This window comes from Kitasatospora sp. NPDC050543 (genome assembly GCF_044457565.1).
GTDB lineage: Bacteria > Actinomycetota > Actinomycetes > Streptomycetales > Streptomycetaceae > Kitasatospora.
The window spans coordinates 273,676-298,617 of sequence record NZ_JBITGZ010000002.1 but is presented as its reverse complement, the minus strand read 5'-3'; the positions used below and the strand labels follow the sequence as shown (position 1 = coordinate 298,617).

General features: G+C 72.4%; 20 protein-coding genes. 13 read left to right on the top strand and 7 right to left on the bottom strand.

The annotated features are described in order from the left end of the window. Positions 1-198: 198 nt before the first annotated feature. From ACIBH3_RS03695 to ACIBH3_RS03675, 5 genes are all read right to left on the bottom strand, one after another. Entirely contained in the window at positions 199-1,302 is a 1,104-nt protein-coding gene (locus tag ACIBH3_RS03695) for a DUF475 domain-containing protein (protein ID WP_396310206.1), read from the bottom strand. Positions 1,303-1,462: 160 nt separating this feature from the next. After that, positions 1,463-2,038, bottom strand: a complete 576-nt coding sequence (locus ACIBH3_RS03690) for a TerD family protein (protein WP_396310205.1) — start codon at positions 2,036-2,038, stop codon at positions 1,463-1,465. A gap of 356 nt (positions 2,039-2,394) precedes the next feature. Continuing rightward, the gene (locus ACIBH3_RS03685; protein ID WP_396310204.1) at positions 2,395-2,970 is read right to left on the bottom strand and encodes a TerD family protein; all 576 of its coding nucleotides are present in this window, start codon (positions 2,968-2,970) and stop codon (positions 2,395-2,397) included. 204 nt (positions 2,971-3,174) lie between these two features. Next, positions 3,175-3,633, bottom strand: coding sequence for a peroxiredoxin (locus tag ACIBH3_RS03680; RefSeq protein ID WP_396310203.1), 459 nt, complete (start codon positions 3,631-3,633; stop codon positions 3,175-3,177). 227 nt (positions 3,634-3,860) lie between these two features. Further along, positions 3,861-4,298: a DUF3052 domain-containing protein gene (locus ACIBH3_RS03675; RefSeq protein ID WP_396310202.1), complete on the bottom strand. Its 438-nt coding sequence runs from the start codon at positions 4,296-4,298 to the stop codon at positions 3,861-3,863. Positions 4,299-4,880: 582 nt separating this feature from the next. Here ACIBH3_RS03675 and aceE point away from each other — a divergent pair. The 3 genes from aceE (at position 4,881) to ACIBH3_RS03660 (ending at position 9,334) form a co-directional block, all read left to right on the top strand. Further along, positions 4,881-7,631, top strand: coding sequence for a pyruvate dehydrogenase (acetyl-transferring), homodimeric type (aceE, locus tag ACIBH3_RS03670; RefSeq protein WP_396310201.1), 2,751 nt, complete (start codon positions 4,881-4,883; stop codon positions 7,629-7,631). Positions 7,632-7,760: 129 nt separating this feature from the next. Further along, positions 7,761-9,098 carry a cryptochrome/photolyase family protein gene (locus tag ACIBH3_RS03665; RefSeq protein ID WP_396310200.1) on the top strand — a complete coding sequence of 446 codons (1,338 nt, stop codon included), beginning with the start codon at positions 7,761-7,763 and terminating at the stop codon, positions 9,096-9,098. 35 nt (positions 9,099-9,133) lie between these two features. Continuing rightward, complete coding sequence (locus ACIBH3_RS03660; RefSeq protein WP_396310199.1) at positions 9,134-9,334, top strand: hypothetical protein; 201 nt, start codon at positions 9,134-9,136, stop codon at positions 9,332-9,334. 73 nt (positions 9,335-9,407) lie between these two features. Here ACIBH3_RS03660 and ACIBH3_RS03655 read toward each other — a convergent pair whose 3' ends face one another. Then, complete coding sequence (locus ACIBH3_RS03655; protein WP_396310198.1) at positions 9,408-11,012, bottom strand: MFS transporter; 1,605 nt, start codon at positions 11,010-11,012, stop codon at positions 9,408-9,410. A 229-nt stretch (positions 11,013-11,241) separates the two neighbouring features. Here ACIBH3_RS03655 and ACIBH3_RS03650 point away from each other — a divergent pair, with 229 nt between their 5' ends. The 9 genes from ACIBH3_RS03650 to ACIBH3_RS03610 all read left to right on the top strand — a co-directional run bounded on the left by ACIBH3_RS03650 (position 11,242) and on the right by ACIBH3_RS03610 (position 23,108). Beyond that, positions 11,242-11,913: a TetR family transcriptional regulator gene (locus ACIBH3_RS03650; RefSeq protein WP_396310197.1), complete on the top strand. Its 672-nt coding sequence runs from the start codon at positions 11,242-11,244 to the stop codon at positions 11,911-11,913. Between the two features lie 136 nt (positions 11,914-12,049). Next, positions 12,050-13,348, top strand: coding sequence for a sensor histidine kinase (locus ACIBH3_RS03645; RefSeq protein ID WP_396310196.1), 1,299 nt, complete (start codon positions 12,050-12,052; stop codon positions 13,346-13,348). Further along, entirely contained in the window at positions 13,345-14,022 is a 678-nt protein-coding gene (locus tag ACIBH3_RS03640) for a response regulator (protein WP_396310195.1), read from the top strand. The genes ACIBH3_RS03645 and ACIBH3_RS03640 overlap by 4 nt, the downstream gene beginning before the upstream one ends. Before the next feature lie 108 nt (positions 14,023-14,130). Then, the gene (locus ACIBH3_RS03635) at positions 14,131-15,285 is read left to right on the top strand and encodes an alpha/beta hydrolase (protein ID WP_396310194.1); all 1,155 of its coding nucleotides are present in this window, start codon (positions 14,131-14,133) and stop codon (positions 15,283-15,285) included. Between the two features lie 137 nt (positions 15,286-15,422). After that, positions 15,423-16,652, top strand: a complete 1,230-nt coding sequence (locus ACIBH3_RS03630; RefSeq protein ID WP_396310193.1) for an acyltransferase — start codon at positions 15,423-15,425, stop codon at positions 16,650-16,652. Positions 16,653-16,887: 235 nt separating this feature from the next. Then, positions 16,888-18,759 (top strand): galactose oxidase-like domain-containing protein, encoded by a 1,872-nt coding sequence (locus ACIBH3_RS03625; protein WP_396310192.1) that lies wholly within the window; start codon positions 16,888-16,890, stop codon positions 18,757-18,759. Positions 18,760-18,956: 197 nt separating this feature from the next. Next, positions 18,957-21,290: a Dyp-type peroxidase gene (locus tag ACIBH3_RS03620; RefSeq protein WP_396310191.1), complete on the top strand. Its 2,334-nt coding sequence runs from the start codon at positions 18,957-18,959 to the stop codon at positions 21,288-21,290. Between the two features lie 108 nt (positions 21,291-21,398). After that, on the top strand, positions 21,399-21,749 hold the full coding sequence (locus ACIBH3_RS03615) for an MmcQ/YjbR family DNA-binding protein (protein WP_396310190.1): 351 nt from the start codon (positions 21,399-21,401) through the stop codon (positions 21,747-21,749). 144 nt (positions 21,750-21,893) lie between these two features. Then, entirely contained in the window at positions 21,894-23,108 is a 1,215-nt protein-coding gene (locus ACIBH3_RS03610) for an alpha/beta hydrolase (protein WP_396310189.1), read from the top strand. On the opposite strand, the gene ACIBH3_RS03605 is transcribed toward ACIBH3_RS03610, so the two are convergent. After that, the gene (locus tag ACIBH3_RS03605) at positions 23,080-24,165 is read right to left on the bottom strand and encodes a helix-turn-helix transcriptional regulator (protein ID WP_396310188.1); all 1,086 of its coding nucleotides are present in this window, start codon (positions 24,163-24,165) and stop codon (positions 23,080-23,082) included. The genes ACIBH3_RS03610 and ACIBH3_RS03605 overlap by 29 nt on opposite strands. A 139-nt stretch (positions 24,166-24,304) precedes the next feature. Here ACIBH3_RS03605 and ACIBH3_RS03600 point away from each other — a divergent pair, with 139 nt between their 5' ends. Next, positions 24,305-24,883 (top strand): TIGR03086 family metal-binding protein, encoded by a 579-nt coding sequence (locus tag ACIBH3_RS03600; RefSeq protein WP_396310187.1) that lies wholly within the window; start codon positions 24,305-24,307, stop codon positions 24,881-24,883. Positions 24,884-24,942 lie beyond the last annotated feature (59 nt).

Below are 24,942 nucleotides of genomic sequence, written 5' to 3'. Positions count from 1 at the left end.
CCCCTCCGCCCGCCGGCCCCGGGGGGGCCGGCCGCCCCCCCCCCCCCGGCGGCCCCCCCCCCCCCGGGGGGGGGCGCCCGTCGCCGTTGGTGCATGCGGCGCGCGGGCCCGTGAGCGGCGCGCGCACATCTGCGTGCGCCGCTCGGAGCTACACGCGCTGCTCGGAGCTGCGCGCGCCGTGCGGAGCTAGCCGCGCTCCTACTCGGAGCTGCTGCCGACGAGTTCCTTGTCGCCGCCGCCCTCGGCCGCTTCGCGGCGGTTGCGCAGGATCGAGGAACCCAGCGCCAGCCCGATGAAGGCGACCCCGATCAGGCCGGTGACGATCTCCGGGATGTGGTACTCGATGCCGACCAGCAGGATGACCGCCAGCGCGCCGATCGCGTAGTGGGCGCCGTGCTCCAGGTAGACGTAGTCGTCCAGGGTGCCCTTGCGGACCAGGAAGACGGTCAGCGAGCGGATGTACATGGCGCCGATGCCCAGGCCCAGGGTGATCATGAAGATGTCCTGGGTGATGGCGAACGCGCCGACCACGCCGTCGAAGGAGAACGACGCGTCGAGCACCTCCAGGTACATGAAGAGGAAGAACGCGGCCTTGCCGCCCACCTGGACGATGGACTTGCCGGACTTCTCGGCCTCCTCCTCGGCCTCCTCTTCCTCCTCCAGGCCCGCCTCGAAGACGCTGGAGAGGCCGTTGACGGCGAGGTAGGTGGTCAGACCCATGATGCCCGCGAGCAGGACGGTCTCGGCGTGCTCACCGGCGAAGAAGTTGGCCGCCAGGGCGAGCGTGACCAGCGCGATGACCGACGAGAACGCCTCCAGCTTGCCGACCTTCTCCAGCGGCTTCTCGATCCAGCTCAGCCAGTTGAAGTCCTTCTCCTCGAAGATGAAGTCGAGGAAGATCATCAGCAGGAAGATGCCACCGAACGCGGCGATGGCCGGGTTGGCCGCCTCCAGGTACTGGGCGTACGTGGACCCGTTGTAGGTGTTGTCGGGGTTCAGCGCGAGGTTGATCACGGTCGCCGGGTTGAGGTGCGCGGTCAGGCCGACGACCAGCAGTGGGAAGATCAGGCGCATACCGAAGACGGCGATCAGCACACCGACGGTGAGGAAGATCTTCTGCCAGAACGGGTTCATCCGCTTCAGCACCGTGGCGTTGACCACCGCGTTGTCGAACGACAGGGAGATCTCCAGGACGGAGAGGATCAGCACGATGCCGAAGCCCTCCGCCCCCCAGAACAGGCCGGCGGCGGCCAGGCCGATTGCGGTGATCGCGAGCGACCAGCCGAATGTGCGGAGGAACACGGGAGTTGTTCACCTTTCGGGTTCAGGGCGTGCCACGGGTGCGGCGTCGTCCTGAGACACCCTGACCGGGACGCACGTCCCGGCCAGGCCACCCCCGCACTGCCCACTGCTGGTACTGAATTTCGTAAGGCCGTTCGTCACGCCTGTGCGATTTCCGGCCTTACTGTACGTTTACGCCGAAATCGAGGGCAATGCCGCGCAGGCCGGAGGCGTAACCCTGGCCCACCGCACGGAACTTCCACTCGCCCTGGTAGCGGTACAGCTCGCCGAAGATCATCGCGGTCTCGTTGGAGGCGTCCTCGGTCAGGTCGTAACGGGCGATCTCCTGCCCGTCGAGCACGTTCACCACCCGGATGTACGCGTTGCGGACCTGGCCGAAGTTCTGCAGCCGGGCCTCGGCATCGTAGATCGACACGGCGAAGACCACCTTGTCGACCTGCGCCGGCACCAGTTCGAGGTTGACCACGACGACCTCGTCGTCTCCCTCGCCGTCACCGGTGAGGTTGTCACCCTGGTGCTCGACCGAGCCCTCGGGGCTCTTGAGGTTGTTGTAGAACACGAAGTACTCGTCGCCGAGCACCCGCCCGCTCTCGCAGAGCAGGGCGCTCGCGTCGAGGTCGAACGGCGCGCCGGTGGTCGAGCGGGCGTCCCAGCCGAGTCCGATCTGCACCTGCGTCAGATTCGGCGCGGCCTTGGTGAGCGAGACGTTTCCACCCTTGGCGAGCGTGACACTCATTGGCTGTCCTTCCTCCCATAATCCCGGGGCGCATCCCGGTTCTATGCCCCCGCGACCCCGTCCGGCCCCTGTGGACCGGCTGAACTTGCTGAACTCCATCCTTCCAGTGCGCGCGGCCCCCCAGGACAGCCGGGGGTGGCTGCGCCCCGAACGGCACCCAACGGCGCCGAACGACACCGAACGGCGCCGAGCGACTCGCGACGACACCGGACCGCACGGCACCGAACGGCAGGGAGCCGGGGCCGCCGGGGAGCGTGCAGTGCTCCCCGGCGGCCCCGGCTCCCGAGCCGCTGGGCGCGTCGACGGCCAGGCGGCCGTCAGGCGTCAGCGGCGGATCGTACGGGCCCGGCCGGCCGTCAGACGTTCACCCCGAAGTCCTGCGCGATGCCGCGCAGGCCGGAGGCGTAGCCCTGACCGATGGCGCGGAACTTCCACTCGGCGCCGTTGCGGTAGAGCTCGCCGAAGACCATCGCGGTCTCGGTGGAGGCGTCCTCGGAGAGGTCGTACCGGGCGAGCTCCTTGCTGTCCGCCTGGTTCACCACGCGGATGAACGCGTTGCGGACCTGACCGAAGTTCTGCGTCCGGTTCTCGGCGTCGTAGATCGAGACCGGGAAGACGATCTTGGCCACGTCGGCGGGGACGGTCGCGAGGTTGACCTTGATCTGCTCGTCGTCGCCCTCGCCCTCACCGGTGAGGTTGTCACCGGTGTGCTCGACGGAGCCGTCGGGGCTCTTGAGGTTGTTGAAGAAGACGAAGTTGCCGTCCGCGCCGACCCTGCCCTGGTCGTTGCAGAGCAGGGCGCTGGCGTCCAGGTCGAAATCCGTGCCGGTGGTGCTACGGACGTCCCAGCCAAGGCCGACGATCACGGCGGTCAGGCCCGGGGCCTCCTTGGTGAGCGAGACATTGCCGCCCTTGCTCAGGCTGACACCCACTGGTCCTCCAAGAATCGGGAGGCACTTCGTGGTGCCCCCGTGGTGCGGTCCGAGGCCGTGGGCCTGTTCGACTCGAAGCCTCTGACCTGCCAACGGCCCGATCGTAGTGCCGGGTTCCCGTCCTGTGCAGGTGCCGGGCCCGGCGTGGCCGAGATCGCCGCTCGCACGGGTGGCCACGCCGACCCACAGGGCGGCAAGGGGTGCTCAGAGCGCGCCGAGGACCTTCAGGTACTCCTGCTCGTCACGGGCGTCCGGCAGGCCGTTCACGACCGACCAGCGCACCACGCCGGCCTTGTCGATCACGAAGGTGCCGCGCACGGCGCAGCCCTTCTCCTCGTTGAAGACGCCGTAGGCCCGGGAGACCTCGCCGTGCGGCCAGAAGTCGGAGAGCAGCGGGTACTCCAGGCCCTCCTGGTCGGCGAAGACGCGCAGGGTGAAGGGCGAGTCGGCGGAGACGGCGAGGATCTGCACGTCGTCGTTCTGCAGGCGCGGCAGCTCCTTCTGGATCGCGCACACCTCGCCGGTGCAGACACCGGTGAAGGCGAACGGGTAGAAGACCAGGACGACGTTCTTCTCGCCGCGGAAGTCCGCGAGGCTGACGAGCTCGCCGTGCTGGTTCTTGAGCTCGAAGTCCGGAGCCTGGGTGCCGACCTCGATGGCCATGGTGAGGACCTTTCTGACGCGAGTGGGCCGCTCTGCGGGCGCGGCCGCCCACATCCTTGCATCAGATCGGGCCGATTCCGCCGAACGGGTGAACGGACGGGCCCCGGACCCCCGGCTTTCGCCCTCGGCGAACAGAGCGCCCGGCGGCATCTCCAGCCGGGGCGGCGCAAACGGCGAGGCCCCGCTGGAGCTTCCTCCAGCGGGGCCCTGCCGAGGTCCTGCGGCGCTCAGCGCTTGCCGGGCTTCACGGCCTTCGGGGTGGCCAGGCGGGTGCCCGCCCAGTCCTTGGCGATGGCGATCGAGCTGGTCTGGGAGAGGCCGGCGGTCTTCGCCGCGTCGGCGATCTCGTGGGCCTCGACGTGCCCGTCACGGCCCGTCTTGGGGGTCAGCAGCCACACCAGGCCGCCATCCGCCAGGTATTCCTGGGCGTCGACGAGGGCATCGGTGAGATCCCCGTCCTCCTCGCGGTGCCACAGCAGGACGGCGTCGGCGACGTCGTCGTAGTCCTCGTCGACGAGATCCGTACCGGTGATCTCCTCAATGCCTTCGCGGAGATCCTGGTCAGTGTCATCGTCGTACCCGAGCTCCTGGACGATCTGGCCCTCTTCGAAGCCGAGACGGTGCGCCGGGTTGGACTTGTCCGCGGGGTCCGCGGTCGCGCTCACGGGAATAACCTCCAGTATTCGGCTCGGCATCCATGCCGAGGCTGTGGCCGTAGTCCACACGGGCGCGGCGGTTCGCGCAAGTACCCGACCCCCGATCCCACCCAAAGGTTGACGTGTCGTGGCAAGACACGCCGCTGGACGTGTCGGGAATCACACCGATTTGCCCTTTTCTGCACCCGTCCCACATGCTGCCGGAGGCCACCCCGGGGGCGGGCTCGCAGCCGCCCGGCCGGCGCGTCGACGTCGCACTGGTGACCGAGATGCGAACGCCATTCGGGTTCCGCGTACTCGCGGGCGTAGAGTCTCCTGTTGGCCCTCACCCCTGCCGTCCGCCATCGGACGGAAGGGACCTGGAGCCCTGGAAGATTCATTTCAAGGCACAGCAGGTACAGGTCGGACCACCTCTTCGTAACACCCGGCGGTGCGCACAACCAGGCAACGGAGCCTGCCGCACACCGTCTGACCGGGCCGCCCACCAGGCGGAACGGTTACCCATCGGTAGAGATGACGGATCTCCGAGTTGCGGTACACGATGGAGGCGGCGCGACACACCTCAGTTTCGACCGACAGTGAAGGAACAGCGTGGCTTCCGGATCCGATCGCAACCCGATCATCATTGGCGGCCTTCCGAGTCAGGTCCCGGACTTCGATCCCGAGGAGACCGCGGAATGGCTGGAGTCGCTTGACGCGGCCATCGACGAGCGGGGGCGCGAGCGTGCCCGCTACCTGATGCTCCGCCTGATCGAGCGCGCCCGCGAGAAGCGTGTCGCCGTGCCCGAGATGCGCAGCACGGACTACGTCAACACCATCGCGACCAAGGACGAGCCGTTCTTCCCCGGCAACGAGGAGATCGAGCGCAAGGTCCTCAACGCGACCCGCTGGAACGCGGCCGTGATGGTCTCCCGGGCGCAGCGCCCGGGTATCGGCGTCGGTGGCCACATCGCCACCTTCGCCTCCTCCGCGTCGCTGTACGACGTGGGCTTCAACTACTTCTTCCGCGGCAAGGACGCCGAGGGCGAGTCCGGCGACCAGATCTTCTTCCAGGGCCACGCCTCCCCCGGTATCTACGCCCGCGCCTTCCTCCTGGACCGGCTGTCCGAGCAGCAGCTCGACTCGTTCCGCCAGGAGAAGTCGAAGTTCCCCTACGGCCTCTCCAGCTACCCGCACCCGCGGCTGATGCCGGACTTCTGGGAGTTCCCGACCGTCTCGATGGGCCTCGGCCCGCTCGGCGCGATCTACCAGGCCCGGATGAACCGCTACCTGGAGCACCGCGGGATCAAGGACACCTCGGACAGCCACGTCTACGCCTTCCTCGGCGACGGCGAGATGGACGAGCCCGAGTCGCTCGGCCAGCTGTCCCTGGCCGCCCGTGAGGGCCTGGACAACCTGACCTTCGTGGTCAACTGCAACCTCCAGCGCCTCGACGGCCCGGTTCGCGGCAACGGCAAGATCATCCAGGAGCTGGAGTCGCAGTTCCGCGGCGCCGGCTGGAACGTCATCAAGCTGATCTGGGACCGCAGCTGGGACCCGCTGCTGGCCCAGGACCGCGACGGCGTGCTGGTGAACAAGCTCAACACCACGGTGGACGGCCAGTTCCAGACCTACGCCACCGAGACCGGCGGGTACATCCGCGATCACTTCTTCGGTGACGACCTGCGGCTGCGCAAGATGGTCGAGGACATGACCGACCAGCAGATCCAGCACCTGGGTCGCGGCGGCCACGACCACAAGAAGGTCTACGCGGCGTTCAAGGCGGCCCGCGAGCACGTCGGCCAGCCGACCGTGATCCTCGCCCAGACCGTCAAGGGCTGGACGCTGGGCCCGAACTTCGAGGGCCGCAACGCGACGCACCAGATGAAGAAGCTGACGGTCGAGGACCTCAAGCGCTTCCGCGACCGCCTGCACCTGCCGATCACGGACAAGCAGCTCGACGAGGGCTACCCGCCCTACTACCACCCGGGCAAGGACTCCGAAGAGATCCAGTACATGCACGACCGGCGCAAGGAGCTGGGCGGCTACATGCCGACCCGCAAGGTGCGCCCGCGCAAGCTGGAGCTCCCGGGCGACGACGCGTACAAGGCGGTCAAGAAGGGCTCCGGCAACCAGACCATCGCCACCACCATGGCGTTCGTCCGGGTGCTCAAGGACCTGATGCGCGACAAGGGCATCGGCAACCGCTTCGTGCCGATCGCGCCCGACGAGTACCGCACCTTCGGCATGGACTCGCTCTTCCCGTCGGCGAAGATCTACAACCCGCTCGGCCAGACCTACGAGTCGGTCGACCGTGATCTGCTGCTCGCCTACAAGGAGTCCCCGACGGGCCAGATGCTGCACGACGGCATCTCCGAGGCCGGCTGCACCGCCTCGCTGATCGCCGCGGGCTCGTCCTACGCCACCCACGGCGAGCCGCTGATCCCGGTGTACGTCTTCTACTCGATGTTCGGGTTCCAGCGCACCGGCGACCAGTTCTGGCAGATGGCCGACCAGCTGGCGCGCGGCTTCGTGATCGGCGCCACCGCCGGCCGCACCACGCTGACCGGTGAGGGCCTCCAGCACGCGGACGGCCACTCGCAGCTGCTCGCCTCGACCAACCCCGGCGTCGTCGCGTACGACCCGGCGTACGGGTTCGAGATCGCGCACATCATGCAGGACGGCATCCGGCGGATGTACGGCTCCAGCGAGCAGCACCCGCACGGCGAGGACGTCTTCTACTACATCACGGTCTACAACGAGCCGATCAAGATGCCGGCCGAGCCGGAGAACGTGGACGTCGAGGGCATCCTCAAGGGCATCTACCGCTACCAGGAGGGCGCCGGCGGCCAGATCCCGGCGCAGATCCTGGCCTCGGGTGTGGCGGTGCCGTGGGCCCTGGAGGCCCAGCGCATCCTGGCCGAGGAGTGGAACGTCAAGGCCGACGTCTGGTCGGCGACCTCCTGGAACGAGCTGCGTCGCGACGCGGTCGAGGCCGAGGAGTTCAACCTGCTGCACCCGGAGGAGCCGGAGCGCGTCCCGTACGTGACCCAGAAGCTCCAGGGCGCCGACGGCCCGTTCGTCGCCGTCTCCGACTGGATGCGTGCGGTGCCGGACCAGATCTCGCGCTGGGTGCCGGGCCGGTACCAGTCGCTGGGCGCCGACGGCTTCGGCTTCGCCGACACCCGAGGAGCTGCCCGTCGCTTCTTCCACATCGACGCGCAGTCGGTCGTCCTGGCGGTGCTCACCGAGCTCGCCAAGGACGGCAAGATCGACCGCAGTGCGCTGAAGGACGCGATCGACCGCTACCAGCTGCTGGACGTGGCCGCGGCCGACCCGGGCGCCGCCGGCGGCGACGCCTGAGCCAGGGCCTGACGCTCGGCTGAAGGGCCGGACTCCCCCGGGGGTCCGGCCCTTCGGCGTGCCGCCCTCCGGCGGGGCCGCCCGCGTGTCGCGCGGCCCGGGGACGGCCGGGTGCCGTAGCCATGGGGCATGCCCGTCTCCATCGCGCTGTTCACCCAGGACCTCCGCCTGCACGACAACCCCGTGCTGCGCGCCGCCCTCCGGGACGGCGAGGAGGTGGTGCCGCTGTTCGTCCTGGACGAGCGGCTGGCCGCCACCGGCTTCGCCGTACCCAACCGGGCCGCCTTCCTCGCCGACTCCCTCGCCGACCTGGACACCGCCCTGCGGCGGCTCGGCGGGCGGCTGGTGCTGCGGCGCGGGGAGACGGTGGCGCAGAGCGCCCGGCTGGCGGAGCTGACCGGCGCGGTGTCGGTGCACGTCGCGGCCGGGGTGAGTGCCTTCGCACAGCGCCGGGAGGCGGCCCTGCGCGAGGCGCTGGGCGGGCGGCTGCGGGTGCACGACGCGGTGCTGACGGCACTGGCGCCCGGCGCGGTGACCCCGGCCGGCAAGGACCACTACGCGGTGTTCACCCCGTACCTGCGGGCCTGGCAGCGGGCCCAGCGGCGGGAGCCGGTGGCCGCCCCGCGCGCCGTACGGGTGCCAGGGAGCGTGCGGAGTGAGGCGCTGCCCGCCGGGCGGCCCGACTCGCCGGGGCTGCCCCCGGGCGGGGAGTCCGCCGGGCGCCGGCTGTGGTCGTCCTGGCGGCCGGAGCGGTACGAGGACGACCACGACGACCTGGCCGGGGACGCCACCTCACGGCTCTCGCCGTACCTGCACTTCGGCTGCCTGTCGGCGACGGAGCTCACGACGCCGACGCGGCGCCGGGGCGGGGCGGGTGCGCAGGCCTTCGTCCGGCAACTGGTCTGGCGCGACTTCCACCACCAGGTGCTGGCCGCCCGCCCCCGGTGCGCGTGGGCCGACTACCGGCCCAGAGGCGACCGCTGGCACCGGGACACCGCGGAGATCGAGGCCTGGCGGGCCGGACGGACGGGCTACCCGATCGTCGACGCCGGGATGCGCCAGCTGGCCCACGAGGGCTGGATGCACAACCGGGCGCGGCTGCTGACGGCGAGCTTCCTCACCAAGACGCTCTACCAGGACTGGCGGATCGGTGCGGAGCACTTCCTCGCGCTGCTGGTGGACGGCGATGTGGCCAACAACCAGCTGAACTGGCAGTGGGTGGCCGGCACGGGCACCGACACCCGGCCCAACCGGGTGCTCAACCCGCTCGCCCAGGCCAGGCGCTTCGACCCGGACGGCGCGTACGTGCGGCGCTGGGTGCCGGAGCTGGCGCACATCCCCGGCCCGGCCGTGCACCGGCCGTGGCAGCTGAGGCAGCGGCCGGACTACCCCGCGCCGATCGTCGACCTGGCGGTCGGCCGCTTCCAGCACGCGCGTTCGATCGGCCCAACCGGACGGGTCGGCTGAGCCGGACCGGCCGAGAATCGCTACTGGAGGTACCCATGCACGAGGAGATCATCAGCAGGGCCCGCTTCCTGCTGACCGAACTGCACCTGCCACCCGCCGAGGCCGCATCGCGGCTGCGCCACTACTTCCCCGACCTGGAGCTGGAGGAGCGCGCCCGCTACGTCCGCCGGGCCGCCGAGCCGCCGCCGGACCCCGTGGCGCCCGTGGAACCTGCGGGGAGCCCTCTGGCCCGATGATCACCCTGGACGCGACGGGCCCGGCTGCCCGACCCGCACCGGGGTGCGGGTCGGGCACAGGTGCGCCGAGGGGTCAGATGTGCACGGCCGGGCCGGCGTCGGTGGTGCCGCGCTTGGTCAGCAGGCCCAGCAGGGCGGCTGCGAAGGCGACCACCGCGGCCACCGCGAAGGCCAGCGACATGCCGCTGACGAAGGAGTCGTGGACGGCCCCGGCCATGGCGTCCACCGCCTGCCGGGGCGTACCGGCCGGGGCCGGCGGGACGATGCCGAGCTGGGCGGCCTGGTCCAGGCCCTGCGCCTGGGCGCCCTCGACCGGGGGCAGCCCGGCCCTGGCCCAGTTGCCGGGCAGCACGTCCGTGACCTTCGCGGCCATCAGTGCGCCCAGCACGGCGGTGCCGAGGCTGCCGCCGACCTGCATCGCGGCCTGCTGGAGGCCACCCGCGACGCCGGACAGCTCCAGCGGGGCGTTGCCGACGATGACCTCGGTGGCACCGACCAGGACCGGGCTGATACCCAGGCCCATCAGCACGAACCAGAGCGACATGATCCCGGTGCCGGAGCCGGCGTCCAGGGTGGACATGCCGTACATGGCGAGGGTGGTGACCAGCATGCCGACCACGATCGGGATGCGCGGGCCGACCTTGCCGATCGCGGCGCCGGCCGCCGGCGCGCCGACGATCATCATGCCGGTCATCGGGAGCAGGTGGACCCCGGCGTCCACCGGCGACATGCCGTGGACGTTCTGCAGGTAGAAGGTCACGAAGAAGATCGCGCCGAAGAAGGCGAAGGCCATCAGGATCATCAGCAGCGTGCCCGCCGACAGCGGCACCGAGCGGAACAGGCCGAGCGGGATCAGGGGCTCCCTGGCGACCCGCTGCCAGAGCGCGAAGGCCACCAGCGCCAGCACCGCGCCACCGAGGAACAGCAGCGTGCTGGTGTCGCCCCAGCCCCAGGTCGGCGCCTTGATGATGCCCCAGACCAGCAGGAACATCGCGGCCGACAACAGCACGATGCCCGGGACGTCGAAGGACCTGGCCGCCTTCTCGGCGCGCACGTCGCGCAGGATCCAGATACCGAGCGCCAGCGCGATCAGGCCCACCGGGACGTTGATGAAGAACACCGACTGCCAGGAGACGTGCTCGACCAGCAGGCCGCCGACGATCGGCCCGGCGGCGGTGGACGCGCCGATCACGCCGGCCCAGATGCCGATGGCCATGTTGAGCTTCTCGGCCGGGAACGCCCCGCGCAGCAGGCCGAGCGCGGCGGGCTGGAGCAGTGCGCCGAACAGGCCCTGGAGCACCCGGAAGGCGATCACCGTCTGGATGTCGGTGGCGAAGCCGATCGCCGCCGAGGTGCCGGCGAAGCCGACCGCGCCGACCAGGAAGGTGCTCTTGTGCCCGAACCGGTCGCCGATCTTGCCGGCCGTGATCAGGAAGACCGCCAGGGCCAGCAGGTAGCCGCTGGTGACCCACTGGATGTCGGCGGGCGCGGCCTTGAGGTCGGCCTGGATGGCCGGGTTGGCGATGGCGACGATGGTGCCGTCCAGGGCGACCATCATGACGCCGACGGCGACGGTGAGCAGGGTCAGCCAGGGGTGGCCCTGCAGGCTCCGCCCGGCCGAGGGGTCGGTGTGCCGTGGCGGCAGGTCCGCCTCGGCGCTCTTGACGGACTGGCTCATCGGGCCCTCCGGGGGCGTGCGCAACGGAATTCGTGGTCGTGGCGCCCCGGCCGACCCGTCCCCACGAGTCCTCGGCCCGCGGGGCGCCACTCCCGCAGATTATGACAGCTGCTGACATTAGGCAATCCACGACTTCTGACAAGTGCTGCCTTATGAGCTCGGCTGACATTTGTCAGAGCGCTATCGTGTACCCACGACCCCCGCCCGCCCGCAGTCGGAAGGCCCCGCCATGGCCGCGCAGACCCCCACCCCCGCCCGAGCCCCGGAGGGCCGGGTGCTCGGCCTGCGCGAGCGCAAGAAGCAGCGGACCAGGGACGCCCTGGTCGACGCCGCGCACCAGCTGTTCCTCAGTCAGGGCTTCGCCCGCACGACGGTGGACGAGATCTCCGCCGCGGTCGACGTCTCGCAGCGCACCTTCTTCCGCTACTTCGCCAACAAGGACGAGGTCGCGCTCGCCGTGATGGCCGACGCCGAGGACTTCTTCATCGAGTGCCTGCGCCGGCGCCCCGCCGAGGAGAACCCGCTCCAGGCCCTGCGGGCCGCGATCGTCCAGTCCTGGCGGGAGCTGGCCGTCCAGCGTGACGACCGGCCGAGCAGCGTCAACACCGCGCTGGAACTGATGCAGATGATCGAGGACACCCCGACCCTGCTCGCCGCCCACCTGCGCCGGATCACCGAGCAGGAGCGGGTGGTGGCCGGCCTGATCGCCGAGCGGGAGGGGCTGGACCCGGCGCTCGACCTGCGCCCCAAGGTGATGGCCGCGGTCTTCGGCGGCGTGCTGCGCTCGGCCCACCTGTCCTGGTCCGCCCAGTGCGAGGACTCCGGACCCGAGGGCATGATCGCCCTGATCGAGCGTCACTTCGACCAGCTCGGCGCCGCCCTGGCGGGCGACTGGCACTGAGGCCCGCACGCCGCAGGGCCGGCCCGGGCCGCCGGCCGGACCGGGCGCCGCGCGCGATGTCATACCCAGGTATCACCCGGAATCCGGTCCTGCGGCCCGACGCCGCCGCGGCCCCCGGCTCCTAGGCTTGGGCGCCATGACTGCCCAGCCGACCGTACCCGCCAGGGACGGCACGCTGCCGGCCCTGCTGGCCGCGCTCACCCGCCCCTCCCCGGACCACTCCCCGCTGTTCGCCCACGTCTCCCGGCCCTGGGTGCGCTACCTGCCGTACCTGGCCGCGGTGGCCGCAGTGTCCTCGCTGCTGCCGAGCGGCATCAACGTGCTGGCCCACGACTTCGGGCTGAACACCGGCCTGGCCGCCGCCCTCGCGGTCGCCCAGAGCGTGCCGCTGCTGCTCGCCGTCAGCCGTCCGCTGCCCGCCTGGTGGATCATCGGCGCCGCCGACCTGCTGACCTCCCTGATGATCCTCACCACCGGGCCGCAGACCTCCGCCAGCTGGCCCTGGCCCGCCACCGGGATCGTCGGCTACCTGCTGCTGCTGGCGGCCCTCGCGCTGCGCGAGCCGCGGCGCACCCTGCTGGCCGTCTGGCTGACCACCGCCGCGGCCGCCCTGGTGCTCTCCGTCCTGGCACCCGGCGGCCGCTTCGGCGGGGACAACAGCCTGCTGCTGATCGCGCTGAGCGGCGCCGTCCTGCTGCTCGGCGGCGCCCTGCGCGAGCGCGCCGAGGCGCAGCGCCGGCTCACCGAGCAGGAGCACATCAGCGAGGCCGAACGCGGTCGGCGCACCCTGCTGGAGGAGCGCGCCAGGATCGCCCGGGAGCTGCACGACGTGGTGGCCCACCACATGTCGGTCATAGCCGTGCAGGCCGCCAGCGCGCCGTACCGGATCGAGGACGTGCCGGACGCCGCCGCCGAGGAGTTCACCGCGATCGCCGGCACCGCCCGCGAGTCCCTCGCCGAGATGCGGCGGCTGCTGGGGGTGCTGCGCAGCGAGGACTCCTCCGCCGAGAAGGCCCCGCAGCCCGGTGTCGCGCAACTGGCCCAGCTGGTCGAGACGGTGGGGCGGGCCGGGGTGGCCGCCGAACTGGCGGTCAGCGGCGGGGACGGTGAACTGCCGCCGGCCGTGGACCTCTCGGCGTACCGGATCGTCCAGGAGGCGCTGGCCAACGTCGTCCGGCACGCGCCCGGCGCGCAGGCCTGGGTCTCGCTGGCGGTCGAGGAGAGCCGGCTGCTGGTCACCGTGGTCAACGCCGCGCCGCCCGGCCGGACGCGGTCGCTGGAGGCCTCGGCGGAGGGCACCGGCCAGGGCCTGGTCGGAATGCGCGAACGGGTACGCCTGCTGGATGGCAGGCTGGACACCGGCCCGCTGCCCGACGGCGGCTTCCGGGTCGCCGCCGCCCTCCCGCTCGACGCCCCCCAGGAGCACGCCAAATGACCATCCGGGTGATCATCGCCGACGACCAGGCCATGGTCCGGGCGGGCTTCGCGGCCCTGCTCAACGCGCAGAGCGACATCGACGTGGTGGGCGATGCCCCGGACGGCCGGCAGGCCCTGGAGGTGAGCGGCCGCACCCACCCCGACGTCGTCCTGATGGACGTCCGGATGCCCGAGATGGACGGTCTGGAGGCCACCCGCAGACTGCTCGACCCGCCCATCGGCGTGGTGCACCGCCCGAAGGTGCTGATGCTCACCACCTTCGACGTGGACGACTACGTGTACGAGGCGCTGCGCGCCGGGGCCAGCGGCTTCCTGCTCAAGGACGCCCCGCCCGCCGACCTCATCTCCGCCGTGCGGGTGGTCGCGGCCGGCGAGGCGCTGCTCGCGCCCTCGGTGACCCGCCGGCTGATCGAGGACTTCGCCCGCACCCGGCCCGCCCCGCGCCGCCGCGACCCCAAGCTGCGGCTGAACGGGCTGACCCCGCGTGAGACGGAGGTGCTGGAGCTGATCGCCCGGGGCCTGTCCAACCAGGAGATAGCGGCCCGGCTGGTGCTCGCCGAGCAGACCGTGAAGACCCACATCGGCCGGATCCTGGCCAAGCTCGACCTGCGCGACCGGGCGCAGGCGGTGGTCCTCGCCTACGAGTCGGGTCTGGTGACCCCTGGTCAGTGAGTACCCCGGTATGACCCGGCGATTGGCCCCGCGGTGTGACGTCCGCGGGGCCGTCGTCTTTCTACCTTCCTCCCGTCGCAACCGACGGACGAGGGAGACCGAAACACCATGCTGCTGCGATTCAGGCGGGCACTGGCCGCCACCGCGATCACCGTCGGCGCGCTGGCCGGCGCCGGCGGCTGGGCGGCCGCCGACACCCAGCGCGCCGTCACCGGGCCGCCGCCGGGCAGCGCCGCCTGGGTGGCCGACACCACGCTCGGCGTCCGACCGCCCGACCCGGCGAACGCCCCGCCCGCCGAGGTGGCGGCCTTCCTCGCCGCCCTGCCCGCCGGGCAGCGTGACGCCCTGGCCGCACGGCACCCCCTGGTGGTGGGCAACCTGGACGGCGCGCCCCCGGCGCTGCGCTACCGGGCCAACGCGCTGGCGCTGGCCGAGGAGCTGGACAAGGAGCGCGCCCGGGCCACCGACCCGGCGCTGACCGCCCAGGACCACGCCGCCGCCCGGGCCCGCGCCGAGCGGTACCGGACGCTACTGGCGGACGGCCGGCAGATCCTCGCCTTCGACCCGCGCGGACGCGGCCAGGTCGCCGAGGTGTACGGCGATCTGACGACCGCCCGGCACACCGCCGTGGTGGTGCCCGGCTCCGACATCGACCTGATGAGCTTCGACCGGGCCGGGGAGACCTTCGGCACGCCCGCCGGGATGGCCCGCTCACTGCTGGACGCCACCGGCCGCCGCGCCGCCGCCGGGAGCACCGCGGTCGTCGCCTGGGCGGGCTACACCACCCCCGTCGGGGTCGGCCTGGACGCCGCCACCGAGAACCTCGCGCGGGCCGGCGCCGACCGGCTCGGCCGGCTGCTCACCGGCCTCGCCGTGACCACCGGGCCCGCCGCCCCGGCGACGGTGTTCTGCCACAGCTACGGCTCGGTGGTCTGCGGCCTGGCCCGCCCCGGGCCCGACCAGGCCTCCAACGTGGTGGTGCTCGGCTCCCCCGGGATGGGCGTGGACGGCGCGGACCGCCTCGACGCGCGCGTCCCGCTGTGGGCCACCGAGCGCAACGGCTCCGACTGGATCGGCGGGGTGCCCCACGTCTCCGTGCTGGGCCTGGGCCACGGCGCCGACCCGACCGCCGCCGGCTTCGGCGCCCGGCTGCTGCCCTCCGCCGGATCGCACGGGCACACCGGGTACTTCGCGCCCGGCACCGCGTCACTGGCCGCCTTCGCCGACCTGACGCTCGGGCGTACGCCCGCCGGCGCCTCCTGAGCACCCACCCGCCCACCCGCGCCGGGCCGCCGCTGCCCGCCCACCGATCGCTCGCCCACCGCTGCCCGCCCACCGATCGCTCGCCCACCGCTGCCCGCCCACCGCTGGGCATCCGCCACCCCCGAAGGAGTACCGCCGTGGCCCCCGGCCCGCTCACCGCACTGCGCCGCACCGCACGCCAGGTCGACGCCCAGACCCCCGACACCCGTGACCGCGCCCTGGACGGACTGCGCGCCCTCGCCCTGCTCGCCGTCCCCCTCGGCCACTGGATGCTCGGCGGCTTCACCCTCTCCCCCGACGGCGCGCTGCACAACGCCAGCCCGCTCAGCTCGCTCGGCTTCTTCGCCCCGCTGAGCTGGTTACTGCAGATGCTCGGCGTGTTCTTCCTGGTGGGCGGTCACTCCTCGGTCCGCTCGCTGGAGCGGGCCCGCGCCCGGGGCACCGGCGCGGCCGACTGGCTGCGCGCCCGCTCGGTGCGGCTGCTGCGCCCGGTCCTCGGGGTGGCCGCCGTCTGGGCCCTGCTGATCCCGCTGCTGCACCGGCTGGGGGTGCCCGAGGGCACCGTACGGACCGGCTCGGTACTGGTGGTGCAGCCGCTCTGGTACATCGCGGTGTACCTGGGCCTGACGGCGCTGACCCCGCTCTGCGTGGCCGCCGCGCGCCGCTTCGGCGGCTGGTCGGCGGGCGTGCTGCTGGGCAGCGTGGCGGTGGTGGACGTGCTGCGGTACGGGCCGTGGGCGCACGCGGTGCCGTCCTGGGTCGCGCTGCTGAACATCCTGCCCGGCTGGCTGTTCGCCTACCAGCTCGGTGTGCTGTGGGCCCGGGGCGGCCTCGGGCGGCGCACGGCGAAGGTCCTGCTGCTGGGCGGCGGCGCCCTGTTCGCCGTCCTGCTGCTGGTCTTCCACTACCCGGCCAGCATGGTCGGCGTGCCCGGGGCCGAGCGGACCAACTCGCACCCGCCGTCCCTGCTGGTGCTCGCGCTGGCCGCCGTCCAGTGCGGGGCGGCGGTGCTGCTGAAGGAGCGGATCGGGCGGGCGCTGCGCCGGCCGCTGCTCTGGCTGCCGGTCGTGCTGGTCAACCTCTCGGCGATGACGATCTTCTGCTGGCACCAGAGCGCGATGCTCGCGGTGGCGGTGCCGGCCGGCGCGGCCCTCGGCGCCGTCCCCGGGCTGACCACCTCCCCGGACTCGCTCGTCTGGGTGGCGGGCCGGCTGGCCCTGCTGCCGCTGTTCGCCCTGGCGCTGGTCGCCATCGGCCGCTCCACCCGGCGTTTCGACGGCCCGTGGACCTTCCTCTCCCGCACCTGGAAGGCGCTGGCGGGGGCCGCGGCGGCGGCCTTCGCGGTGTACGCCCTGGGCATGGTGTGACGCACCGTCGGTCGGCGCCGGCGGCGGCCCGTCGACCGGACGGACCGTCAGGCGTCGGCCGGCGGATCGGAGATGGACAAAACACGCGGGCGACCGACCGGCACGTTGGCATGCGAACGAATACGCGCTGTGATGTCCTGTCACCGTCGGCCACCGCTCTCACACGCTCGCCACCCATGCCGTTCGCGCGGGGCCCGGGCCGACTCACCCTCACGTCCCGTATCCGAGGAGCCCCATGTCCCGCAGGAAACTGTCCGCGGCGGTCTCGGCCTGCGCCGTCGTCTCCGCCCTGACCACCGCCACGGTCCTCGCCGTCACCGCACCGGCGGCGGCTCTCGCCCGCGCCCACGGCGGCACCGGCGGCGCCGAGGACAGCCCGCACATCACCGCACCCCGGGTGGCCGCCGAGCTGCGCGAGGACGAGGTCGCCGCGCTCGGCAAGGAGCACGCCGAGGAGCACGCCAGCGCCCGGGCCGCCGTCCGCGGCGTCGGGGACTACCCCCAGTCCACCCGCACCAACCGGCTGAAGGCCCTGACGGACTCCCAGGCCACCATCAACGCCGGCTTCGACCCGGCCGTCTCCGGCGCGTTCAAGCAGTACTTCCCCTCCCCCGAGTTCGCCGCGCACATCGCGATGCTGCCCACCGGCAAGGTGCTGCTCTTCTCCTTCGAACGGATCGAGACCAACCCGGAGAAGGAGCCCGCCCCCACCCAGACCACCGGCAAGGAGAACGCCGGCCGCGCCTTCCTGTGGGATCCGGCCAAGGGCACCGGCGCGGACGCCTTCACCAAGGTCACCCCGCCGATGGTGAACATGCCGGACGACCTCAACGAACTGCGCCCGGCGCCGTTCTTCTGTTCCGGGCACTCCTTCCTGCCGAACGGGATGCTCGGGGTGTTCGGCGGCAACCTCGGTGGCAACGGCGGCACCGGTGCCAAGCTCTCACTGGTCTTCGACCCCTGGACGGAGACCTGGACCCGCAACCCCGACATGTCGGTCGGCCGCTGGTACCCGTCGGTGGTGACCGGCCCGGACGGGCGGCAGCTGATCATGTCCGGCCAGTCCGAGCTCGGGTGGGGCACCCCGACCCCGGTCGTCGAGCGGTTCCCCGCCAAGGGCTACCCCGTCCCGGTGGCGAAGACCGACACCCCCACCAACACCCCGGTGGACACCTTCAAGGCCACCGCGCCGTTCACGCTGGACTACCCGCACCTGTTCTCGCTGCGGGACGGGAACATCTACGGCCTCGGCCGCGACCCGGCCCAGCAGTGGAAGTTCGACCTGAAGAGCGAGAGCCGCAGCGACCTGCCGGCCCGCCCCGACGGCAAGAAGCGCAACTACGGCTCCGCGGTACCGCTGCCCGGCGGAGTGAACGGCCCGGACTCCGTCCTGGTGCTCGGCGGCGACCGCGACAACCCGAGCACCCTCAAGCTCGCCAACGGCAACTGGACGGCGGAGAAGTCCCGCGCCTTCGGCCGCACCCAGGACGACACCCTGCTGCTGCCCGACGGCACCCTGATGACCGTCAGCGGCGCCTACGACATCCGCGACTACGGCAACGGCCCGTACAACCCCAACGCCGACCTGAAGTACCGCCAGACCGAGCTCCGGGACACCCAGGGCAACTGGCGGCTCGGCCCCGTGCAGCGGCTGCCGCGCGGCTACCACTCCAACGCCGTCGTCCTGCCGGACGGCCGGGTCCTGGTGACGGGCGACGAGCTCCAGCAGCTCGCCAACGACCCGGACATCAAGGACGACATGAACGGCACCATCGAGATCTACGAGCCGGCCTACCTGGCCCAGGGCAACCGGCCCAACCTGGACCGCGCCCCGAAGACCCCGATCGGGTACGACAGCAAGTTCCTGGTGACCACCCTCACGCCCGAGCGGGCGGCCAAGGCGGTGCTGCTCTCGCCCACCACCGCGACCCACTCGGTGAACACCAGCCAGCGCCACCTGGAGCTGCGGGTCACCAGCCGGGCCGGCACGAAGCTGGAGCTCCAGGCGCCGCCGTCGGCCGAGGCCGCGCCGCCCGGCTACTACATGCTGTTCCTGCTCAACGACCAGGGCGTGCCCAGCGAGGCGCAGTGGGTCCAGCTCACCTGAGCCGACCCGAGCCCACCGGTGGCGCGGGGCCTCCCGCGCCACCGCCCGCCCACGCCGGGCGCCCACGCCTTGTGCCGACGTCCCGTGCCGGCCTCTTGTGCCACCTCCCGTGCCGCCGCCGTACGCATGAACCTTCGATCCGTCCACGATTCACCCCCCTACGGCAGGCACCAGCACCTCACCCCTTGGAGGGATTCATGCCCGCAGACCTGAAGCTGCGCGAGAGCGATGAGATCCAGGGCGATGTCATCGCCGGATTCAAGAAGGACCACGTCACCCTGCTGTTCCTGAAGTTCGAGGACGCCGCGAGAGCCCGCAGCTGGCTCAGACAGCTGACGCCGAGGATCGCCACCACCCGTCAGGTCGCGGCCTTCAACGAGGCGTTCAGTGCCGCCCGCAAGTCCTCCGGCGGCGACGACCCCAAGTCGCTGAAGGCCGTCTGGACGAGCATCAGCTTCACCTACGAGGGCCTGCGGATGCTCTCCGACAGCGAGCCCGTCGAACAGGCCCCGACCGGCAGCGGGCTGGAGGCGTTCAAGGACGGCTCGGCCCGGCGGGCCGGCGCCATCGGCGACACCGGGGACAACTCCCCGGAGAACTGGCTCTTCGGCAACGGCAAGGGCCAGCCCGTGCACGCCGTCCTCACCGTCGCCGCCGACACCGCCCAGGACCTCCAGGCGCAGGTCTCCGACCACCGCGAGGCGACCGCCCAGTCCAAGATCGTCATCGTCTTCCAGCAGAACGCCGCGACCCTGCTCGGCACCCGCCGCGGCAAGGAGCACTTCGGCTTCAAGGACGGCGTCAGCGAGCCGGGTGTCCTCGGCTTCGATCCGCCCGACCCGAACCGCCCGGAGGAGGTCGAGGGCCACCCCGGCACCCGGCTCGTCCCGGCCGGCGAGTTCGTGGTCGGCGAGCGGCCCGCTCCCGGCAGCTTCACCGACTTCCCCGCCTGGGCGAGGAACGGCTCCTTCCAGGTGGTCCGCCGGCTCGCCCAGGACGTCCCCGGCTGGTGGGCCCAGGTCGCGGTCGAGCTCAAGGCCCTGAAGAAGGCCAAGGCCGTCCCGCAGGAGGCCACCTCCGAGTGGCTGGCCGCCCGGCTGGTCGGCCGCTGGCGCTCCGGCGCCCCGGTCTGCAAGCACCAGATGGCGGACGTGCCGTTCGACCCGGAGGCCTCCAAGGACAACGACTTCGGCTTCCGGGACGACCTCGACGGCCTCGTCACCCCGCTCTTCTCGCACCTGCGCAAGACCAACCCGCGCGACGCCCTCCAGGAGCGGCCCGACGGCCCGGTCCTGGACGCCAAGGACCTCGACGGACGGCGCATCATGCGCCGCGGCGCGCCGTACGGGCAGCCGTTCGACCCCGCCTCCGAGGGCCCCGGCGGCCCCGACGACCCGCGCGGGCTGCTCTTCGTCTGCTACCAGGCGGACATCGCCCGGCAGTTCGAGTTCATCCAGACGGCCTGGGTCGACGAGCCCAACTTCCCGCGCGGCCGCGACCCCGAGCCCGGCGGCGACCCGATGATCGGCCTGGCGAGCGAGATCAGCTACGAGAGCCGGGACGCGGACGGCAGCCGGCGGGTGACCCCGCTGCGGTTCCAGCAGTTCGTCCAGACCCAGGGCTCGGTGTACGCCTTCGCTCCCTCGCTCAGCACGCTGCGCCTGCTCGGCGAGGGCCGGCTGACCGGGCCGGCCGTCCAGCCGGGCGGGGACACCCAGAAGGAGCCCCGGCGGGAGGAACCGACGGACCCGGCGAAGGAGCCTGCCAGGGAGCAGGCCCCGGGCCAGGGCCTGCCGGTCGACGAGTTCCTGCCGGTGCCCGACCAGCAGCGCAGGAACGGGGTGAGCGAGTACTGGGCCTTCCGCGGCGCCCGGTACCGCAAGATCTCGGTCGCCGACGGCTCGGCCCACACCGACAAGCTGATCAAGGCCGACGGCGGGCTCGACGGGTGGAACTCGCTCCAGGGCGCGTCCCGGATCGACGCCGTCCTGCCGATGCCCGACCTCCAGCGCAGCAACGGCAAGAGCTGGTACTGGGTCTTCCACACCGTCGGCGGCAGGCAGGTGTACCGCGCCGTCTCGGTCGCGGACGGCGGCGCGCACACCGACGTCATGGAGCGCTCCGACCGCGAGCTGAGCATGTGGGCGTCGCTGAACGGCGTCACCCGGGTCGACGCCTTCCTCCCCGTGCCGGACCAGCAACGCAGCAACGGCAAGAGCTGGTACTGGGTCTTCCACAGCACCGGCGCCAAGCAGCTGTACCGGCTGATCTCGGTCGCGGACGGCGGCGCGCACACCGACGTCATGGAGCGCTCCGACCGCGAGCTGAGCATGTGGGTCTCGCTGAACGGCGTCACCCGGGTCGACGCCTGTCTCGCCGTGCCGGACCAGCAGCGGGTGAGCGGGCTGAGCGAGTACTGGATCTTCCACCGGGACCAGTACCGCAAGATCTCCGTCGCCGACGGCGCCGGCCACCAGGACAGGCTGGTGACGGGCGACCGCGCCGTCAGCGGCTGGGAGTCCCTGCTCTAACCCGCCACCTGCCCACCCCGCCCCCGCACACGCCGGGGCCCGGCCCGCCCGGCCCGGGTTCCGGCGTGTGCTGGACGCGTTGTCAGTGCACTGGCCTAGATTGCCAGGGTGGTGACATTCGACGAGTTCAAGGACATGGGCCTGGCCCTCCCGCAGACCACCGAGCAGATCACCTGGGAGGTCGAGGTGACCCTGCGGATCGGCAAGAAGATCTTCGCCATGGGCGCGCCCGAGTCGGAGAGGGTCACCGTCAAGGCCTCGAAGGAGGACCAGACCGAGCTGCTCGCGGCCGAGCCCGAGGTGTTCTCGGTGGCTCCGTTCGTCGGCCGGTTCGGCTGGGTGAGCGTGCGGCTCGCCAAGGTCGATCCGGAGGAGCTGCGGGATCTGCTGGTCGAGGCCTGGCGGCTCACCGCACCGAAACGGCTGGTCAGGGAGTTCGACGCGGAGTCCGGCCGATGAGGCCACCATTCGTGTGATCCATCACACAGTTTGCTGCGACGCCAACGCTCCTTCGGACGCCCTACGCTTGCCCGAAGTAGTTGGCAGTCGTACCACCTCCGGGCCCCGCCCGCAGCAGGGGTCGGTCCCAAGGGAGTTGAGGCGATGCGCCGAAGGCGATGGAAGCGTGTGCTGATCGGCGCCTTCGCCGGCTGCGCGGTGCTGGCGGACGCCGGCGCCGCCGCCGCCCAGGCCGCCGCCTCGACCGAGCAGCTCGCCATCTCCACGCCACCGGCCGGCAGCGCCGCCTGGGTCCAGGACCACGCCTTCGGCCGCGCCCTGCCCGACCCGGCCACCGCCGACGCCGCCACCGTCGCCGCCTTCTTCGCCTCGCTCACGTCCGACGAGCTGGACCACCTGATCCACGAGTACCCGCTGGTGGTCGGCAACTTCGACGGCGCCCCGCCGGAGGTGCGCTACCGCGCCAACCGGGTCGCCATCACCGCCGAGCGTGACCGCGCCCGTGCCCGCGCCGCCGACCACCACCTGGACTCCGGCGCCCGCGCACTGGCCGTCTCCCGCGCCAACGACTGCGAACACCTGCTTGCCCCGGGCCGCCAGATCCTCGCCTTCGACCCGCGCGGACGCGGCCTGATCAGCGAGGTCTACGGCGACCTCGCCAGCGCCGAGCGGATCTCCGTCCTCGTCCCCGGCTCGGACGCCGACCTCGGCCACTTCGACCAGGCCGTCGAGCCGCTGCGCTCGCCCGCCGGGATGGCCCGTGCCCTGCTCGCCGAGGAGCAGCACCAGGCCCCCGGGACGCGTACCGCAGTGGTCGCCTGGACGGGCTACGTCACCCCCTCGGGCCTCGGGCCCGACGCCGTCACCGCCCGGCTCGCGGACGCCGCCGCGCCCCGGCTGGAGCGACTGCTGGGCGGGCTGAAGGAGACCACCTCCCCGGTCGCGCCGCCCGCGCTGTTCTGCCACTCCTACGGCTCGGTGGTCTGCGGCACCACCGCACCGGACATCGCCCGCCCGGCCGGCGCGGCGACCGGGTCCGAGGGCATCACCGACGTGGTGGTCTTCGGCAGCCCGGGCATGGGCGTACAGAGCGCCTCCGAGCTGGGCGCGGGCGTCCAGGTCTGGGCGACCCGCAACCCGAGCGACTGGATCGGCAACGTGCCGTACCTGGAGGTCGGCGGGCTCGGCCACGGCGCCGACCCGACCGCCGGCGACTTCGGCGCCGAGGGGATCTCCTCGGCCGGCGCCGTCGGGCACAACGGGTACTTCGCCCCGGGCACGGAGAGCCTGCACAACTTCAGCTCCATCGCGCTGGGACGCTACGGCAGCGTCAGCCACCCCTCGCCGGACGCCCGCTAGCCCGAGGCCCGCCGCCCGGGGCCGGCTCCTGGCCCGGTTCCTCCTCCTGCTGCGGCTCCGATTCGTGCTGCTGCTCCGGTTCGCGCTCCGGCACCTGCGGCGCGTACAGGCGCAGGGTCTCGGCGGCGGCCTGGGCCAGCTCCCGGCGGGCCGCCGGCGGGGAGAGCACCTCCACGTCGACGCCGAAGGCCAGCAGGGCGCGGGCGGCCTGCACCACCCGGAAGCACAGCTCCAGCTCCGTCCACTCCCCCGCCGGGCCGGCCGGCGGGCGGGCCGTGAGCAGACCGCCGTGGATCCGCAGGAACATGTCCAGCCGGGCCCGCCGGACCCGGACCCGGACCGGCACCTCCACCGGCAGCCGCTCGACCCGCTCGCGCAGCACCGCCCACACCTCGCGCAGGCCGAGGCCGGCGCGCCGGCGGACCTCCTCCGGCGCCGTTCGCGCGCCGAGCACCCGGTCCGCGCGGAACAGCCTCGGCTCGCCGAGCAGATCCGCGACCAGGTACCAGACCCCCGCCTTGCTCACCAGCCCGTACGGGTCGACGGTGTACTCGGCCGGGCCGTCGGTGCCGCTGTGACGGTAGCTCAGGTGCAGTCGGCGGTCCGTGAAGACCGCGCGCTGGAGCTCCCCCAGGTCGACGGCGGCCGGCTCGCCGCCGCGCATCCAGCGGGCCGGCTCGACCAGGATGCGCTCGCTGGTCTGCTCGGCGGCCGGGCGGTGCACGGCGGGCAGCGCGGCCATCACCTTGCGCAGCGCCGAACCGAGCGCGCCGTCCAGGCCGAGGGCGCTGTGCGCGCCCTGGGCGGAGAGGACGGACAGGGCGCGGGCCTCGTCGCCGGTCAGCCCGGTGACGTCGGTGCGGTAGCCGGGCAGCAGGTTGATGCCGCCGTGCCGGCCGCGCTCGGCGTAGACCGGCACGCCGGCCGTCGAGAGCGCCTCGACGTCGCGGTAGATGGTGCGGACGGACACCTCCAGTCGTTCGGCCAGCTCGGAGGCGGGCACCTGCCCCCGGGTCTGGAGCAGCAGCAGGATCGAGAGCAGCCGGTCGGCCTTCATGGATCAAGGATGACAGCAAACCTGACGGCAGATGTCAGGTTTGGCCGGGAGAGTGGGTCTCGGAGCAACACCCGCGCGACGACCCTTCGACGCCCCTCACGGCCCTTCAACGGCCCTTGCCAGATACGGAGTTACCGCCATGGACATGACCCAGGACCCCCGCCCGCTGTACCTGCTCGCGCTCGGCCAGCTGCAGAAACTGGTAGCCGAGGTGACCCCCGAGGTGCTCGACCGCCCCACCCCGTGCAGCGAGTACGACCTGAGGGCGCTGCTGGGCCACACCGTGGGCGGCGTCCACCGCCTCGCCTACATCGGCGAGGGCGGCTTCGCCCAGGACGTGGCCGCGCAGACCGGCGAGATCGAGGACGGCGAGTGGCCGGCCGTACTGGGCCGGGCCCGGGCCCGGGTGGAGGCGGCCTGGGCGGACGACGCCCGGCTGGACCGGCCGGCGGTGGCGCCCTGGGGCGAGGTCCCCGGCCGGGCGGCGGTCGGCGGCTACGTGATGGAGGTGACCACCCATACCTGGGACCTCGCCCAGGCGCTCGGCAGCGACATGCCGTTGGACGAGTCGGTGGCGCACGCCGCTCTGGGGATCGCCAGGTTCGTGCTGCCCGCCGAGCCCCGCGGCGGAGCGGTCCCGTTCGGCCGGGTCCGCCCGGCCCCGGCGGACGCCGGCCCGTACGCCCAGCTCGCCTCCTGGCTGGGACGCGAGGTCTGAGGCGGGCCATTGGAGTGGGAAGTCGGCCGGGCCGACTTGCCACTCCGTGCCCTACCCGT

Coding starts and splice junctions, on each gene's coding strand:
- ACIBH3_RS03635 (WP_396310194.1), top strand. CDS start 14,131: ATGCTGCTGCGATTCAGGCGGGCACTGGCCGCCACCGCGATCACCGTC.
- ACIBH3_RS03690 (WP_396310205.1), bottom strand. CDS start 2,038: ATGAGTGTCACGCTCGCCAAGGGTGGAAACGTCTCGCTCACCAAGGCC.
- ACIBH3_RS03640 (WP_396310195.1), top strand. CDS start 13,345: ATGACCATCCGGGTGATCATCGCCGACGACCAGGCCATGGTCCGGGCG.
- ACIBH3_RS03605 (WP_396310188.1), bottom strand. CDS start 24,165: ATGAAGGCCGACCGGCTGCTCTCGATCCTGCTGCTGCTCCAGACCCGG.
- ACIBH3_RS03600 (WP_396310187.1), top strand. CDS start 24,305: ATGGACATGACCCAGGACCCCCGCCCGCTGTACCTGCTCGCGCTCGGC.
- ACIBH3_RS03660 (WP_396310199.1), top strand. CDS start 9,134: ATGCACGAGGAGATCATCAGCAGGGCCCGCTTCCTGCTGACCGAACTG.
- ACIBH3_RS03610 (WP_396310189.1), top strand. CDS start 21,894: ATGCGCCGAAGGCGATGGAAGCGTGTGCTGATCGGCGCCTTCGCCGGC.
- ACIBH3_RS03645 (WP_396310196.1), top strand. CDS start 12,050: ATGACTGCCCAGCCGACCGTACCCGCCAGGGACGGCACGCTGCCGGCC.
- ACIBH3_RS03650 (WP_396310197.1), top strand. CDS start 11,242: ATGGCCGCGCAGACCCCCACCCCCGCCCGAGCCCCGGAGGGCCGGGTG.
- ACIBH3_RS03620 (WP_396310191.1), top strand. CDS start 18,957: ATGCCCGCAGACCTGAAGCTGCGCGAGAGCGATGAGATCCAGGGCGAT.
- ACIBH3_RS03625 (WP_396310192.1), top strand. CDS start 16,888: ATGTCCCGCAGGAAACTGTCCGCGGCGGTCTCGGCCTGCGCCGTCGTC.
- ACIBH3_RS03655 (WP_396310198.1), bottom strand. CDS start 11,012: ATGAGCCAGTCCGTCAAGAGCGCCGAGGCGGACCTGCCGCCACGGCAC.
- ACIBH3_RS03665 (WP_396310200.1), top strand. CDS start 7,761: ATGCCCGTCTCCATCGCGCTGTTCACCCAGGACCTCCGCCTGCACGAC.
- ACIBH3_RS03680 (WP_396310203.1), bottom strand. CDS start 3,633: ATGGCCATCGAGGTCGGCACCCAGGCTCCGGACTTCGAGCTCAAGAAC.